Annotated in this window: 20 protein-coding genes; all 20 read right to left on the bottom strand. The window is 68.7% G+C overall.

Annotated features, from left to right (window positions below):
* Positions 1 to 19: 19 nt before the first annotated feature.
* Positions 20 to 448, bottom strand: a complete 429-nt coding sequence (locus AACG61_RS07150) for a peptidase (RefSeq protein WP_411839310.1) — start codon at positions 446 to 448, stop codon at positions 20 to 22.
* Positions 441 to 1,277 (bottom strand): DUF2163 domain-containing protein, encoded by an 837-nt coding sequence (locus AACG61_RS07145; protein WP_411839309.1) that lies wholly within the window; start codon positions 1,275 to 1,277, stop codon positions 441 to 443. Before AACG61_RS07145 ends, AACG61_RS07150 begins: the two co-directional genes overlap by 8 nt.
* On the bottom strand, positions 1,274 to 1,906 hold the full coding sequence (locus AACG61_RS07140; RefSeq protein WP_411839308.1) for a TIGR02217 family protein: 633 nt from the start codon (positions 1,904 to 1,906) through the stop codon (positions 1,274 to 1,276). Before AACG61_RS07140 ends, AACG61_RS07145 begins: the two co-directional genes overlap by 4 nt.
* A 12-nt stretch (positions 1,907 to 1,918) precedes the next feature.
* On the bottom strand, positions 1,919 to 2,560 hold the full coding sequence (locus AACG61_RS07135; RefSeq protein ID WP_411839307.1) for a phage tail tape measure protein: 642 nt from the start codon (positions 2,558 to 2,560) through the stop codon (positions 1,919 to 1,921).
* Positions 2,517 to 2,762 (bottom strand): phage tail assembly chaperone, encoded by a 246-nt coding sequence (locus AACG61_RS07130; RefSeq protein WP_411839306.1) that lies wholly within the window; start codon positions 2,760 to 2,762, stop codon positions 2,517 to 2,519. Before AACG61_RS07130 ends, AACG61_RS07135 begins: the two co-directional genes overlap by 44 nt.
* Before the next feature lie 53 nt (positions 2,763 to 2,815).
* Positions 2,816 to 3,130, bottom strand: a complete 315-nt coding sequence (locus AACG61_RS07125) for a gene transfer agent family protein (RefSeq protein WP_411839305.1) — start codon at positions 3,128 to 3,130, stop codon at positions 2,816 to 2,818.
* On the bottom strand, positions 3,130 to 3,543 hold the full coding sequence (locus AACG61_RS07120; protein ID WP_411839304.1) for a phage major tail protein, TP901-1 family: 414 nt from the start codon (positions 3,541 to 3,543) through the stop codon (positions 3,130 to 3,132). Before AACG61_RS07120 ends, AACG61_RS07125 begins: the two co-directional genes overlap by 1 nt.
* Before the next feature lie 12 nt (positions 3,544 to 3,555).
* A complete protein-coding gene (locus AACG61_RS07115; RefSeq protein WP_411839303.1) occupies positions 3,556 to 3,975 on the bottom strand; it encodes a DUF3168 domain-containing protein in 420 nt (139 codons plus the stop codon).
* A complete protein-coding gene (locus AACG61_RS07110; protein WP_411839302.1) occupies positions 3,972 to 4,310 on the bottom strand; it encodes a head-tail adaptor protein in 339 nt (112 codons plus the stop codon). Before AACG61_RS07110 ends, AACG61_RS07115 begins: the two co-directional genes overlap by 4 nt.
* The gene (locus AACG61_RS07105) at positions 4,310 to 4,924 is read right to left on the bottom strand and encodes a hypothetical protein (protein ID WP_411839301.1); all 615 of its coding nucleotides are present in this window, start codon (positions 4,922 to 4,924) and stop codon (positions 4,310 to 4,312) included. Before AACG61_RS07105 ends, AACG61_RS07110 begins: the two co-directional genes overlap by 1 nt.
* Before the next feature lie 193 nt (positions 4,925 to 5,117).
* Entirely contained in the window at positions 5,118 to 6,281 is a 1,164-nt protein-coding gene (locus AACG61_RS07100; protein WP_411839300.1) for a phage major capsid protein, read from the bottom strand.
* Positions 6,282 to 6,385: 104 nt separating this feature from the next.
* Positions 6,386 to 6,916 carry an HK97 family phage prohead protease gene (locus AACG61_RS07095; protein WP_411839299.1) on the bottom strand — a complete coding sequence of 177 codons (531 nt, stop codon included), beginning with the start codon at positions 6,914 to 6,916 and terminating at the stop codon, positions 6,386 to 6,388.
* A 3-nt stretch (positions 6,917 to 6,919) separates the two neighbouring features.
* A complete protein-coding gene (locus tag AACG61_RS07090; RefSeq protein ID WP_349375032.1) occupies positions 6,920 to 7,150 on the bottom strand; it encodes a hypothetical protein in 231 nt (76 codons plus the stop codon).
* A 3-nt stretch (positions 7,151 to 7,153) separates the two neighbouring features.
* The gene (locus AACG61_RS07085; protein ID WP_411839298.1) at positions 7,154 to 8,338 is read right to left on the bottom strand and encodes a phage portal protein; all 1,185 of its coding nucleotides are present in this window, start codon (positions 8,336 to 8,338) and stop codon (positions 7,154 to 7,156) included.
* A gap of 83 nt (positions 8,339 to 8,421) precedes the next feature.
* Entirely contained in the window at positions 8,422 to 9,681 is a 1,260-nt protein-coding gene (locus AACG61_RS07080; protein WP_411839473.1) for a DNA-packaging protein, read from the bottom strand.
* A 40-nt stretch (positions 9,682 to 9,721) separates the two neighbouring features.
* Positions 9,722 to 10,039, bottom strand: a complete 318-nt coding sequence (locus tag AACG61_RS07075) for a permease (protein ID WP_411839297.1) — start codon at positions 10,037 to 10,039, stop codon at positions 9,722 to 9,724.
* Positions 10,040 to 10,357: 318 nt separating this feature from the next.
* A complete protein-coding gene (locus AACG61_RS07070; protein WP_411839296.1) occupies positions 10,358 to 10,993 on the bottom strand; it encodes a phosphoribosylanthranilate isomerase in 636 nt (211 codons plus the stop codon).
* Between the two features lie 3 nt (positions 10,994 to 10,996).
* Positions 10,997 to 11,389 carry a LapA family protein gene (locus AACG61_RS07065; protein ID WP_411839295.1) on the bottom strand — a complete coding sequence of 131 codons (393 nt, stop codon included), beginning with the start codon at positions 11,387 to 11,389 and terminating at the stop codon, positions 10,997 to 10,999.
* Between the two features lie 55 nt (positions 11,390 to 11,444).
* On the bottom strand, positions 11,445 to 11,729 hold the full coding sequence (ihfB, locus tag AACG61_RS07060) for an integration host factor subunit beta (protein WP_411839294.1): 285 nt from the start codon (positions 11,727 to 11,729) through the stop codon (positions 11,445 to 11,447).
* A 230-nt stretch (positions 11,730 to 11,959) separates the two neighbouring features.
* Positions 11,960 to 13,639 carry a 30S ribosomal protein S1 gene (gene rpsA / locus AACG61_RS07055; RefSeq protein ID WP_411839293.1) on the bottom strand — a complete coding sequence of 560 codons (1,680 nt, stop codon included), beginning with the start codon at positions 13,637 to 13,639 and terminating at the stop codon, positions 11,960 to 11,962.
* Between the last annotated feature and the right edge of the window lie 123 nt (positions 13,640 to 13,762).

Genomic DNA, 13,762 nt, shown 5'->3' with positions numbered 1-13,762 from the left:
CCTCCTTCGTTCGAATGGGTCAGGGAAAGCGGAACCGCGCGACGATCCGCGTCCGCCAAGGGGGCGTCAGCGGGCTCTCGATGACGCCGTGACAGGTATAGGCATGGACGAACCGCGCGGCATCGCCGGCCTCCGACAGGATGCCCAGATGCTTGGCGATGGCGCCCTGACGCATCCGGAACAGAAGCACCTGTCCCGGATGCAGGGAGGTCGCAGGGTCGACGGGCAGCAGATGCCGCGTCGCGGCCGCCAGCAGCACTTCCGCGCTGCCGCATTCGGCCCAATCGGACGTGTAGGCGGGCGGGGCCTCAGGTTCATAGCCGTGAAGCTCGCGCCAGACGCCGCGTATCAGGCCCAGGCAGTCGCTGCCGCTGCCCGCCACCGACGCCTGATGGACATAGGGCGTGCCCAGCCATCGCCGGGCCGCCGCAACGACGGGGTCAGTCACGACGGCCTCCCGCAGCTTGGGGCGCCATCAGCCAATCCTCAGACGGCAGGTGAGGAAAACCGCGAAAGTTCATGAAATTGCCGAACTTCAGACGACAGGTCCCGGAGGCCTTGTCGCAGCCTGCGGTGAACTGGACGCGGTCGCCGCGCTGCGGTGCGATGCCCAGGGCCGACCACAGCTCGAACACCCGGCGTTCATCGGGATGGACGCGGTCGTTCTTGATGATGCCGTGCAGGCCTTCGGCGACGCCGGACAGAACCTCGATGCGACCATGCTCGAACCAGGCTGCGTCATAGGCGGGAAAGGTCGCGAAGGTGAAGACGCGTCCCTCCGTCACATCCTGCAGCACCCGTTCGACCGAAACGGTCTCGCGGCCCAGATCGACACGGCAGGCCCCGTCGCCAAGGCGCGCATGGCAACGCGGATGATAGACTCGTCCCTGCGGCGCGTTCAGCGCGTCGGTCAGCCCCCGGAGTTCGGCGCGGAACTGACCGTTGCCACGCGACACGTCCCCCAAGGACCCCCGGAACACCAGGCGACGCAGGCTCACATCGGTCCAGTCGACCTCCCACAGGCGCAGTTCGGCCTTGTCCCATCGCCCCGCCATCAGGTCGCGTTCGGTGATGGCGTCGTCGTTCAGCGCGCCCACAGCCTCCGTGTTGTCGACCGACAGGCCCGTCGCCTGAACGACGGCCCGCGCGGTGAGGCCCCGATCGGGACGAAAGACGATGCCGCCGAAGGCCAGCGGCATGTCGTGGTCGGTGAAGCCCAGGGTCATCCCGTCCGCGCGCCGCACGGACCAGGCTCGGGCCAGCGTCGTCGTCGTCATATCCGCACCTCGACCACCGGAATGTCCGGGACCTGCCCGGCCTGGAACGACGCCACCGACACCGCGATCCGGTCGGTGTCGAAGCGCACCGGCACATCGAACTCGAACCCTGCGGTGATGTCGGCGCCGACATCGGGCGCCTCGTTGAAGATGATGCGCCCCGCCTGGTGATCCACCGTGAAGTTGATCTCGGGAAAGACCTCGTTGCCGCCGATGCCCGCGCGGACACTGTCACGAACCGGCTTGGTGATCGGACGCTGATAGCGGACCGCACCCGACCGATAGGCCTTGGTCAGGGCAAAGCTGCGGGTCTGACCGTCTCCGGTCGCGATCACCTGATCCTCGAAGGTCGGTGCCGCCGAGGGCAGGCAGCTCTTGTGGTCCGACCAGTCCTTCCAGCGGAACCCGTGCAGCTGCCCGGCCCGCGCCTCGAAGAACGCGATGACGGCCGACAGATCGTCCAGCGACCGCAGCCCCATCCCCGCATCGAACCGGCGCAGCGAATGCGCCCAAGGCGTGTTGCGCTCCTCATAGCCGCTGGCCATGGTCACGATCTCGGTCCGCCGCTCGGGCCCGCCGATGGCGCCGAAGGACAGGTTCGTCGGAAATCTCACCTCGTGAAAGGCCATGCCCGTCTCCTCTCAGCTGTTTCGTTCGCCGCGCGCCAGGACGCGCGACATCTGGGCGGCGATCTGCGACTGGCTGCGCTGGAATCCCGCCACATCCGGCGTCTGGATGTTGAAGGTCACCGAAACCGAACCGCCGCCGCCCGCGGCCGCGACACCCAGCTTGCCGTCGGGTCCGCGCCGCAGGGGCATGATGGCCTCGGGTCCCGCCTCGCCCATCAGGCCCTGACCGCCGCGCATCGGAAAGGCGGTCGGGCCGCCCACCACGCCCCCGGTGACCGCGCGCCCGCTGGAGAAGGCCCCGCCCTTGGCAAAGGGCATCACCCCGCCCATAAGCCCGCCCAACCCGCTGGCGATCGTGCCCGCCAGGGCGCTCTCGACCGGCTTCATGGCGATGCCATAGACCGTGTCGGCCAGCGACCGGCCGATGGATTTCAGCGCATCCGACAGCTTGCCGCCATCCAGCAGCAGCCCGTCCACGGCGCGACCCAGCCCGCGTTCCAGCCCCGAGGACAGCGTGCCGACCTCGCGTGTGGTGAACATCATCGACTGGCGCAGCCGGGCCAGTTCCGCCTGGAACTCGCCTGCCATGCGGGCATTGCGGCCCAGATCGTCATCCATCTGCTCCAGCAGCTCGGCCCTGTCTCGTGTCGTCATCGGTCTTCTCCCCCGCAGGTTCAGCGATGGACGCGCCCGGCGGACCGGGCGTGTCGGGATATCGGGACGCCAGGTCCGCCAGTCGGTCCCGCGTCATGCGCGCAGGGGCCGGACCGACTCCCAGCATCAGCGCCAGCTCCGCCGGGGTCAGCGCCCAGAACTGATCGGGATGCAGGCGCAGGTCCTGAAGCCCCGCCCGCATCAGTCCCGCCCAGTCCAGACCGCCCCCGCCGCGCGTATTTCCCGGCCCGCCTGTCATTCGGGCGCGCGAAAGGCCAGCGCCAGAAGCCGCGCAGCCAGGCGCGCGGCCTCCAGCGGCCCGCCGCCGATCTCGACGGCGACCAGATCGGCGGCACGCCCCGACCATCCGCCGCCCCGAAGCCCCGCGACCAGAACCGCCATGATCTCGCGGCTGGCGATGCGGCCGGCGTCCATCCGCTCCATCAGACCGGTCAGCCCGTCCGCCCCCAGCTCGGCCTCCAGTTCGGCCAGCGCGCCCAGGGTCAGACGCGCCACATGCTCGCGCCCGTCCAGCATCAGCGCAACCTCTCCGCGGAACGGATTGGCCATCACAGCGCCTCGAAGCTCAGCACCCCGGCCGAGGCCAGCGCGATCTCATAGGTCGCCTCGCCGTCATGATTGCCCGAATACTCCAGCCCGGTGATCTGGAAGCGGCCCTCGATCCGGCCGAAATCGGGGATGATCACCTGGACCATCGGCGTCTCGCCGTCGAAGAAGGCCTGGCGCGCGCGACCGTCCGTCGCCTCGTCGCGGAAGACACCCGACCCCGCGACCTGCGCGCTGCGCACGCCCGCACCGCCCAGCAGCTCGCGCCAGCCGCCGGGGCTGTCCATGCTGGTCACGTCGACGCTTTCGGCGTTGAAGGACAGGCGCGTCGCGCGCAGGCCCGCCACCGTGACGAAGGAGCCGTCCCCCGTCATGTCCATCTTGATCAGAAGATCACGCCCGTTCTGCACTGCCATCGTCCTGTCTCCTCAGTTCATGTCGATGCGCGCACGAAAGGTCAGGTCGACCTGACGTCCCGCACCGCTTTTCATCCGGCGCGCACTGGCGCGCAGGAACCACATTCCGGCCATCCGTCCCCGCGTCAGCGACAGCCCGCCCGCCTCCAGCGCGTCGGCCACGGCCACCGCCGCCGCCTTGACCGCGCCGAAGCCCGCGCCGCTGTCGCTGCCCGCCATCACCGAGATCACGAAGTCATGCACCGACCCGCGCGCCGTGGCGTCGCTGGCGTCGCGCGCCTCCTCGGGGCCAAGCGACACATAGATGCCGCTCGGCGCCGTCACCGGCATCGCATCATAGATGGCGTCGCCGACCAGGTTCGCCAGCGCATCATCGGCCCGCAGACGCTGATAGACGGCCGCCTGCAAGGCGACCCCCGCACCATAGCTCATGCGCTCTCCTCCTCCCGGGCAAAGCAATCCAGAAACCGGCCGCCGGCATCGGCCTCGGCCACCGCCTCGATCAGGAACAGCCGCGTGCCGTGGCGCAGGCGCTGACCCGAACGGGGCCGGCGCGGATCGCCCACCGGCGCCGCGCGCAGCGTCACGCGCCACTGAACGACGCTGACCATGCCGACGCCATTGCCCTGCTCGCGTCCGGATCGCGCCTCAAGCCGCGCCCACAGCCATCCCAGGGGGCGCCAGACCGTCCGGTGACCGCCCATTCCGTCCGGCTGCCGTTCGGGCGTCTCCAAGGCAAGGCGCGTGTTCATGTCGGGCACGCCCATCACCGCCACTCCCGATTGCCGCGCCCGGCCAGCGTGCGGACGGCGCGCCACTTCTCGATCAGGGCGTTCACGCCGAAGGGCAGCGCATGGCCGCCCCTGTCCTGACTGCGGTCGTCATAGTAGCGGGCCGCCAGCAGGATCACCGCCTGCGCCAGATCCGCCGGAACCTGCGCCCAGCTGTCGCCGAAGCCCGCCGTGAATGTCACCGTCACCGATCCCCGCCGCGGCACATGCGGCAGCACGACCCCCTTGGGCAGGATCACCGGCCGCTGCATGTCCGGCACCAGGCACCAGCTCTCGGCCGGGATCTGGGTGCGCAGCCCCGCCCCGTCCTCGATCTCGATGCCCTCGACCGAATGGACCGGCGCCAAAGGCAGCGACTGGCCCAGCCTGTCGCGCCAGTCGTCAAGCTGCATCCGGAAGCGCCGCTTCAGCAGCACCTTGCCGGTGCGCGCCTCGATCATCGCGATCGCGGCACGCAGAAAGCCCGCCAGCGCCGCCGTCTCGGCCGCCTCGTCGGGTCCGTCGAAACCTTGGGCCAGACGCAAATGCGCGCGCAGGGCGGCCACCGGCAGCGCCTCCGCCGCGGGCGCCGTTTCCTCTATCAGCATCATGTTGCGAACCTCCCGTCGTGCCGTCCGCATGTTCCACCAAGGGCGGGGCCCCCGAACGGAGCCCCGCCTGCGATCCTGGCCCCGGGGAAAACCGGGACGCGCCCCGCGCCAGCCATCAGCGCGCGCGGACAGTTGCTAAATCGGAATGCCCGGCACCTGGCGCGTCCCGTCCCTCACCCGATCCCCGCCGGGATCAGGCGAAGCGCAGCAGCTTGACGGCGCGGAAGTCGGTGACCCCGCCGCCGACACGCTTGGTGGCATAGAACAGCACATGCGGCTTGGCGCTGAACGGGTCGCGCAGCACGCGCAGGTCGGGCCGCTCGACGATCGTGTAGGCCGACCGGAAGTCCCCGAACGCGATCGAGAAGCTGTTGGCCGCGATGTCGGGCATGTCCTCGCTGATCATGACAGGATAGCCCAAGAGCTGCGGCACCTGACCCGCGGTCAGCGGGTCGGTCCACAGGAAGCGGCCGTCGGCATCCTTCATCTTGCGGACGCGGGCGGCGGTCTTGGAGTTCATCAGGAACGACGCGTTCGCGCGATACTCGGCACCCAGGGCATAGATCAGGTCGATCAGGCAATCCATCGGCGCGGCGGCGGCAAAGTTGCCCGCGGCACCGGTGGTCACGAAGCCGATCTGCCCGGCCGCCACCGTGGCATCCGCCGCGGTGGGATAGGAGAGAATGCCGCGCGGCTTGTCCACGCCGTCGCCGCGCAGGAAGGCGAAGGCCTCCGCGCGCGAGAAGCGGTCGGCGATGCGCTCGGCCAGCCAGCCCTCGACATCGAAGGCCGCGTCGTCCAGCAGGCGCTGGCTGGCCTTGGGCATGGCCGACAGCTCATGGACCGGGATCGAGATGCGGTCCAGCTGCGAATTGCCCGTCTCGACCGAGGCGGCCTCCGTGGCCCAGCCCGAGGCCATCTCGCCCTTCTCGACCAGCACCTCGTAGACGCTGCCCTCGATCGTCACCACATTGGCGACGCGGCGCAGCGAGGTGGTCGAGAACAGCGTGTTCTGCACCGTCTGCGCAACCTGCGGCGCTGCCAGGAAGCCGCCGTCGCTGGCCACCGACAGGGCCTTCTCCTCGATGGCCAGGCCGCGCAGCCCGTCATCGTCGCCGCTGCGCAGATAGGCGTTGAACGCCTTCTGATGGGGCACCTCGACCTCCGCGGTGGCGGAGAGGGGGGCGCGGCCCCGCAGGGCGGTCTTGCGGTCGATCATGGTCATGCGCTGTTCCTGTGCGTTGAGCTTGGTCTGAATGTCGTCACGGAAGCCCTTGAGTTCGCTGACGAACCCCATCATGGCCCCCTTCAGGTCGGCGGGCATGTCGCCCCCGCCCGCGGCCTTCACCTCGGTCATCCTCGTCTCCTCGTTTGGTGATCGGGGCCGCGCCCCTGTCGCCGGACGGCCCCTCGGGGCAGGTCCGAACCCGTGGACGGACCGGGCGCACCCGGTCCGGAAACTCATGCGCCCCGCAGGGCCTCGGCCGCCTGCACGAACAGGGCCGCGACCTCGCGCAGCTCGTCCGTGTCCTTGCGGCCCACCTTGGCCTCGGCCAGCATCGGGAAGGTCACCAGCGACACCTCCCACAGCTCGACCTCGGCCAGGGCGCGGCGGCCTGTCTTGTCGCGCTCGGCCCGCAGCGTGCGATAGCCGATGGACAGCCCGTCGATCGCGCCCGCCTGGATCAGCGCCGCCGCCTCGCGGGCCTGCGCCACCTCGGGCAGCAGGCGGCCCTTGACCCACAGGCCCTTGCCGTCCTCGCGGACCTCGTCCCAGACCCCGATGGGCCGGGTCGGATCGTGCTGCCACAGCATCCGCACCTTGTCGCCGCGCGCCGCGATCCGCGCCAGCGACGCGGCAAAGGCGCCCGGCAGGACCGCGTCGCCGCCCTGGTCGGTCAGGCCAAACAGGCTGGCATAGCCCTCGATCACCTGCCCCTCGGACAGGACCGGCGGCCCGCCCGTGAACTTCACCTCAAGTCCCGGAACCATGCGTCACACTCCCTTCGGCGCAAATTCGATAATTCCCTGGACGGCCTGCGTCAGGATCACGGCGACCACGCCATAGACCGTCATCCACAGCCGCCGCTCCAACCCCTCGATCAGCGCCTCGATACGTTCGAGGCGCTTCTCTACCTGGCCGAACTGCAGCGCCATGATCCGCTCCTGCGCCTCAAGGCGCGTGTCGTGCCACAGCCCGTCCTTGACGAAACGCGACCCTTCCATGCCTCACGCCCCGTCCAGCGGCGGCAGGCCCAGCAGGGCGCGCTTCTCGGCATCCGTCAGGAAACCCGCGGCGCTGATGCGCGCCCATTGCTGGTTGCGCTCCTCGGCCAGGGCGGGGATCTGGTCCAGGTCCGGGCGTAGCTCGATCTCGGCGCCCTGATGCTCGGACAGCCACCACGCTACCGCCGCCGCGACCCGTGTCACCAGCGGCAGCACCGTCAGCCGATAGAAGGCCCGATGCGCCTCGGCATAGTTCGCGTAGGTCGCATCCCCGGGGATCCCCAGCAGCATGGGCGGCACACCGAAGGCCAGCGCGATCTCGCGCGCCGCCGATAGCTTGGTCTCGTGGAACTCCATGTCGGACGGGCTGAAGCCCATCGGGCGCCAGTCCAGCCCCCCCTCCAGCAGCATCGGACGGCCCGCGTTGCGCGCGCCCTGATGGTTCATCTCGATCTCGCCCACCAGGCGGTCGTACTGCTCGGGGCTCAGAACCCCCTGCCCGTCCATGCCCTTGTAGACGATCGCCCCACTCGGCCGCGCCGCATTGTCCAGCAGCGCCTTGGACCAGGCGCTGGCACTGTTGTGCACGTCCAGCGCCACGGCGGCCGCCTGCATCGGCGACAGCCCGTAATGGTCGTCCTGCGGATGGAAGGCCTTGATGTGGCAGATCGGATCGGGACTGCCGGTCATGTCGAAGCGGTGCTTGCGCCCGCCCACCGCATACTCATAGGCGACAGGCCAGCCATCGGCACCCGGCACCACGCTCATGCGATCCGACCGCAGAACGTGCAGCTCCTCCGGAACGCCCATGCCATCCGCGCCGACCGCCTCCAGATAGCCGTTGCCCGACAGCAGGATCTGCCCGAACAGCGCCTCGAACAGCTCGGCCCGGCCCTGGCCCGGATTGGGGCGCCGCATCAGGTCCAGCACCGGATGCACCTCATAGCGGCGATCGCGATCCGCGCAGACCAGCGGCACCGCCGCCGCCGCCTCGGCGATCAGCCGCACGCTGCGAAAGCCGACCGGGTTGCCCATGAAGCCCGCCCGCGTCAGCGTGCCGGTATCGCGCGCCGACCAGATCGGGCGGCCCGAACCGCTGGCAAAGGCCACCACCCGGCCGGTCGCGCTGGCCTTCCTCTCCGGTGCGGGGGACGACTTCTCCTCCCGCGAAAACAATCGAAACGCCATGTTCGCCTCCATGCCTCGGCCATGCAAAAGGGCCGCCCCGTAAAGGGCGGCCCTTGCCTGTGGTCCATCTGTCCGCGCGGCCGCTACAGCCGCCGCATCTGCGGCCGCCGCCACCCGGCGGCAGGCTCGATCATCAGCTCGTGCACCGCCCAGACCAGCGCATCCAGCCGGTCCGGACTGCCGCGGCCCTCAAAGCCGCGCACCGTCATCTGGCACATCTGATCCTCCAGTGCGCCCAGGGCGCCCCGCAGATGCTTGATGCGCCCCTGCTCGTAGAGCGCCGCGACCGGTTCGGCGCGCAGCCCCTTGCCCCGCGACGCCCGCAGCGCCTTGAAGGGCACCAGCGGGTCAATCTGGCGGACCACGCTCTCGACCAGATCGCCGCCCTGGTTCACCTCGGCCACCAGCTTCTCGGCGCCGTGGCGGTCCATCGCAGCGATGGCGGCGCGCGCCCAATCCGTTGGCCCGCCCCGGACGCTCGCATCCTCCAGCACATAGGCGCGCCAATCCTTAGGCTCGCCCTGCATGGACACGCCCGCCACGACGATGCCGCATTCGTCGCTGGCCCGCCCGCCCGTCACCGACGGATCGACCGCGACCACGACGCGGTCCAGGGTCGGCACCTCGGCCACGCGCGCCTCCTCCAGCATCGCCGTTGTCCACAGCGCGCCCTCGACATCGTCCAATAGCACGCCGTCCAGCTCCTGGCGCCCCAAGCGCGTGCCGCCATAGCGGTTCTCGACCTCGGCCAGGAAACTCTCCGCCAGATAGGCGCGGTTCGCATCCGTCGGCGCATGGGTCACAACCGTGCTGGCGTTCCCCAGAATGCGCTTCAGCACGCCGACATTGCGCGGCGTGGTGGTCACGACCTGCTGGGGATGCTCGCCAAGCCGCAGCGCGAACTGCAGCATGTCCCAGACATCCTCGGCCTTCTTCCATTTGGCCAGCTCATCGACCCAGGCCGCGTCGAACTGCGGCCCGCGCAGGGCCTCCGGCTCATGCGCGGAATAGACCGTGGCCGTGGCGCCGTTCGCCCAGACCAGCCGCCTGCGCCCCGCCTCCCAGACCGGACGCCGGTCGGGGGGCGAACAGGCCAGGATGCCGCTCTCGCCGAACACCATCACCTCGCGCACCTGATCGAAGGTCTCCCCGACCAAGGCCACGCGATGGCACTTTCCGGGCGCCGCAGCCGTCGGCCCCTCGACCAAGCTGCGCACCCATTCCGACCCGGCGCGGGTCTTGCCCGCGCCGCGCCCGCCCATGATGACCCAGCTCTTCCAGTCGCCCTCGGGGGGCAGCTGATGGGGCAGCGCCCAGAACTCGAACAGCCAGGGCAGGCTCATCAGCGCGTTTTCCGACAGCCCGCCCAGGAACTCCTCGACCTCAACCGGCCCGGCGGAGGCAAGCCAGGCGGCGCCCGATCTCGTCTCGTGCGGCGCCGAGGTCAAGGCTGCCCCCTCCGACGCCGCCCGCGATGTCCTTGCGAAGTTTGTCAACCTTGCTCCTCTCCGCCATCAGCAGCTGGACGGCCTCGCGGACCGTCTTCGCCGTCTCCATGGCCTTTTTCAGCTTGGCGGGGTCCAGCTCCCCCGACTTGAGCGCCTCAAGCTCGGCCTGATGCCCCCGCAGGTCCTTCACATAGTCCCAGAACAGCCAGCGCAGGACGTCGATCTCGTCCTCGCCCTCGGCGATTTCGGGCATCCGGAACCCTGCCTTGTCGGGCAAGGCGCCGGCCGTGAAAGGTCCTTCGGTTTTCCCGACCCCGCCCCAATCCATATCGTTCATGCGATCTGCCCCGCCTCGTGACCTGTCCGCACGAGCCAAGAAGCAAAAAAGCGGCCCAAGGGTTGCCCCCTTGGCCGCTTGCCCACCTCTTCCAGCATGTAAGTGTTCTACCTTGGGCCGTTCGCAAAGTCAACGACTAAACCTGAAGGCGAACCCGGAATGGCCGTTGTCCCATGAAAACAATACCTTGCACCGCGCAACACCTCACCGGACGCCGCGCAACACCGCCCGGAATCACCCCTGCGCGGAAGCAACGAAGGCGCGGATTCGCACAACATCCTTGACGCCCGGCGCGGATTCCACGCCCGAACTGACATCGACGATGGGCGCGCCGGTCAGCCGCACCGCCTCAGCCACATTCTCCGGCGTCAGCCCACCGGCCAGCATCCACGGCCGTAACCAACGGCGCCCCGACAGCAGCCGCCAGTCGAAGGCCAGCCCGTTGCCGCCCGGAAGCACCGCATCCTTGGGCGGCTTCGCATCGACCAGCAGCATGTCGGCCACGACGCCGTAATCGATCAGCTGCGACAGATCCTCCGGCCCCGACAGTCCGACGGCCTTCATCACCGGCAACCCGCAGCGCGCCTTGACGGCGGCGACGCGATCCGGCGTCTCATGCCCATGCAGCTGGATGACGTCCAGCGGCACTGCGGACAGCACTTCGTCCAGCAGCGCGTCGTCCGGGTCGACGAACAGCCCCACCCGCGCGAAGCCCACCGGCACATCGGCGGCCAGAACTGCCGCCTGCTCGGGCGTCACCGCCCGCGGCGACTTCGGAAAGAACACGAAACCCAGAAACCGCGCCCCGGCATCCACCGCCGCGGCCACATGCGCGGCCTCGGTCAGACCGCAGATCTTGACCTCCGCCACGGCTCAGCGAACCGCCGGCAGGGTCGCGGAGGGCGTGGAGGCCGGACGCGACGGCTGCTCCAGGATCGCCAGAACCTCGTCGCGCGGGGCTGCGTGGCGGTCGCGCAGATGGTCGACCTCGCTCTCTAGCCGGGCGGCCGCGGCACGGTTGCGGCGCGCCTCGCGGCGGATATGCGACTCGCGCAGCCACTCCCACAGCAGTCCGGCCAGCATCCCCAAGGCGAAGGTGACGAAGATCACCAGGAACAGCGGCAGCTCGACCGACCACGTCCCGCCCAGATAGCCGCCGAAATTGGCCGGAAAGGCGTTCAACGTGACCACGCCGCGGTTGGCCAAGGCGACGGCGACCAGCAGCAGGGCCAGCGCGGCCACGAAAATCAGACGGATGAAGCGCATCGGGATTCCTCGGATGGCGGCCCCGCGCCGGGGCAGGATCGGAAAGGGCGGTGGGTCAGGCGTCGCCGTTCAGGCGGTCGCGCAGCAGCTTGCCGGTCTTGAAGAAGGGGACGTGCTTCTCCTCGACATCGACGGATTCGCCGGTGCGCGGATTGCGGCCCGTGCGGGAGTCGCGCTTCTTGACCGAGAACGCGCCAAAGCCGCGCAGCTCGACCCGGTCACCGCGCGCCATGGCGTCGATGACCTCCTCGAAGATGGTGTTCACGATCCGCTCGACGTCACGACGGAACAGATGCGGGTTTTCGTCCGAAATCTTCTGGATCAGTTCCGACCGGATCATGCCTTCCCCCAAATCGACGGGTCCCACCTGCCGGCCGCGAACCGCCTGCAGAGCCGCGACGCGTCCCGTGCAGCCAGATCCAACGCCCGACAGAAGTCATTGGTTTCACAAGCGTTGCCAGCTTTGGCAGCGCCGTGCAAGCCGCTAGCGGAACCGGCACGGGGCGACCGGCAAAAAAAAGCCCGCCCCGGATGATCCGGGACGGGCCAAGGTCGATCGGACGGGTCCGATCAGCTGTTGCGGTTCAGCGCCGCACCCAGGATGTCGCCCAGCGACGCGCCCGAATCCGAGCTGCCGTACTGGTCGATGGCCTCTTTCTCCTCGGCGATCTCGCGCGCCTTGATCGACAGGCCCAGACGGCGGGTCTTGGTGTCGACGTTGGTGACGCGGGCGTCGACCTTGTCACCGACGTTGAAGCGCTCGGGACGCTGGTCCTGACGGTCGCGGGCCAGATCGCTGCGGCGGATGAACGACTTGACGCCGTTGAACTCGACCTCGATCCCGCCTTCCTCGATGGCAGTCACCTCTGCGGTGACGATCGAGCCGCGCTTCACGCCGTCCACGGCTTCCGCCATGTTCTCGTTCTCGAGCGACTTGATCGACAGGCTGATACGCTCCTTCTCGACGTCCACGTCCTGGACGACGGCCTTCACCACATCGCCCTTGCGGAAGTCCTGGATCGCATCTTCGCCGCGGGTGTCCCAGCTGATGTCCGACAGGTGGACCATGCCGTCGATGTCGCCTTCCAGGCCGACGAACAGACCGAACTCGGTGATGTTCTTGACCTCGCCCTCGATGACGGTGCCGGTCGGATGGGTCTCGGCGAACACTTCCCACGGGTTGCGCTGCGTCTGCTTCAGGCCCAGGGACACGCGGCGCTTGGCCTCGTCGATCTCCAGAACCATCACTTCGACTTCCTGCGAGGTCGAGACGATCTTGCCCGGGTGGACGTTCTTCTTGGTCCAGCTCATTTCCGAAACGTGGACCAGACCCTCGACACCGGCCTCCAGCTCGACGAACGCGCCGTAGTCGGTGATGTTGGTCACGCGGCCCTGATGGACCGAACCGATCGGGAACTTGTCCGCGACGGTATCCCACGGATCGGCCTGCAGCTGCTTCATGCCCAGGCTGATGCGGTGGCTGTCCTTGTTGATCTTGATGACCTGGACCTTGACGGTCTCGCCGATCGCCAGGATCTCGGACGGGTGGTTGACGCGACGCCATGCCATGTCGGTGACGTGCAGCAGGCCGTCGACGCCGCCCAGGTCAACGAACGCACCGTATTCGGTGATGTTCTTGACCACGCCGTCGATCGACTGACCTTCGGTCAGGTTCGCGATGACCTCGGCGCGCTGTTCGGCGCGGCTCTCTTCCAGGATGGCGCGGCGCGACACGACGATGTTGCCGCGGCGACGGTCCATCTTCAGGATCTGGAACGGCTGCTTCAGACCCATCAGCGGGCCGGCATCGCGCACGGGGCGCACATCGACCTGGCTACCCGGCAGGAAGGCGACAGCGCCGCCCAGATCCACGGTGAAGCCGCCCTTGACGCGACCGAAGATGGCGCCCTCGACGCGCTCTTCGCTCTCGTAGGCCTTCTCCAGACGGTCCCAGGCTTCCTCGCGGCGGGCCTTCTCACGGCTGATCGAGGCTTCGCCACGGGCGTTCTCGACGCGGTCCAGATAGACCTCGACTTCGTCGCCGACCTTGATGGTGGCGTCCTCGCCGGGATTGGCGAATTCCTTCAGATCGACGCGGCCTTCCATCTTGTAGCCGACGTCGATGATGGCCTGGCCTGCCTCGATGGCAATGACGCGGCCTTTGACAACGCTGCCCTCGTCGGGGGTGTCAATCTCGAGGCTTTCGTTCAGAAGGGCCTCGAATTCCTCCATGGTCGCTTTAGCGCACATACGTGTTCAGTATCCTTTGTGTCTGTTTTCCGGCCTGACGGTTGGCTCCGCCGGTCTTTATGACGCCTTTGGGGCAACGCCAAAGGGTCGCGGCATGATGCCCGACCCGATGAGAAGCGGTCT

Origin of the sequence: Paracoccus sp. ME4 (assembly GCF_046736325.1) — a bacterium.
Taxonomy (GTDB): domain Bacteria; phylum Pseudomonadota; class Alphaproteobacteria; order Rhodobacterales; family Rhodobacteraceae; genus Paracoccus.
Note: the sequence above shows the minus strand (reverse complement) of the source record. Positions and strands in the feature narration are given on the sequence as shown.

Excerpts from the sequence above, each read along its gene's own strand:
- AACG61_RS07130 (WP_411839306.1), bottom strand. The coding sequence starts at position 2,762 with ATGCGGGCGGGGCTTCAGGACCTGCGCCTGCATCCCGATCAGTTCTGG.
- AACG61_RS07140 (WP_411839308.1), bottom strand. The coding sequence starts at position 1,906 with ATGGCCTTTCACGAGGTGAGATTTCCGACGAACCTGTCCTTCGGCGCC.
- AACG61_RS07090 (WP_349375032.1), bottom strand. The coding sequence starts at position 7,150 with ATGGAAGGGTCGCGTTTCGTCAAGGACGGGCTGTGGCACGACACGCGC.
- AACG61_RS07085 (WP_411839298.1), bottom strand. The coding sequence starts at position 8,338 with ATGGCGTTTCGATTGTTTTCGCGGGAGGAGAAGTCGTCCCCCGCACCG.
- AACG61_RS07100 (WP_411839300.1), bottom strand. The coding sequence starts at position 6,281 with ATGACCGAGGTGAAGGCCGCGGGCGGGGGCGACATGCCCGCCGACCTG.
- AACG61_RS07065 (WP_411839295.1), bottom strand. The coding sequence starts at position 11,389 with ATGCGCTTCATCCGTCTGATTTTCGTGGCCGCGCTGGCCCTGCTGCTG.
- rpsA (WP_411839293.1), bottom strand. The coding sequence starts at position 13,639 with ATGTGCGCTAAAGCGACCATGGAGGAATTCGAGGCCCTTCTGAACGAA.
- AACG61_RS07110 (WP_411839302.1), bottom strand. The coding sequence starts at position 4,310 with ATGGGCGTGCCCGACATGAACACGCGCCTTGCCTTGGAGACGCCCGAA.
- AACG61_RS07095 (WP_411839299.1), bottom strand. The coding sequence starts at position 6,916 with ATGGTTCCGGGACTTGAGGTGAAGTTCACGGGCGGGCCGCCGGTCCTG.
- AACG61_RS07120 (WP_411839304.1), bottom strand. The coding sequence starts at position 3,543 with ATGGCAGTGCAGAACGGGCGTGATCTTCTGATCAAGATGGACATGACG.
- AACG61_RS07115 (WP_411839303.1), bottom strand. The coding sequence starts at position 3,975 with ATGAGCTATGGTGCGGGGGTCGCCTTGCAGGCGGCCGTCTATCAGCGT.
- AACG61_RS07145 (WP_411839309.1), bottom strand. The coding sequence starts at position 1,277 with ATGACGACGACGACGCTGGCCCGAGCCTGGTCCGTGCGGCGCGCGGAC.
- AACG61_RS07105 (WP_411839301.1), bottom strand. The coding sequence starts at position 4,924 with ATGATGCTGATAGAGGAAACGGCGCCCGCGGCGGAGGCGCTGCCGGTG.
- AACG61_RS07080 (WP_411839473.1), bottom strand. The coding sequence starts at position 9,681 with ATGAGCCTGCCCTGGCTGTTCGAGTTCTGGGCGCTGCCCCATCAGCTG.
- AACG61_RS07125 (WP_411839305.1), bottom strand. The coding sequence starts at position 3,130 with ATGGCCAATCCGTTCCGCGGAGAGGTTGCGCTGATGCTGGACGGGCGC.
- AACG61_RS07075 (WP_411839297.1), bottom strand. The coding sequence starts at position 10,039 with ATGCCCGAAATCGCCGAGGGCGAGGACGAGATCGACGTCCTGCGCTGG.
- AACG61_RS07135 (WP_411839307.1), bottom strand. The coding sequence starts at position 2,560 with ATGACGACACGAGACAGGGCCGAGCTGCTGGAGCAGATGGATGACGAT.
- ihfB (WP_411839294.1), bottom strand. The coding sequence starts at position 11,729 with ATGATCCGGTCGGAACTGATCCAGAAGATTTCGGACGAAAACCCGCAT.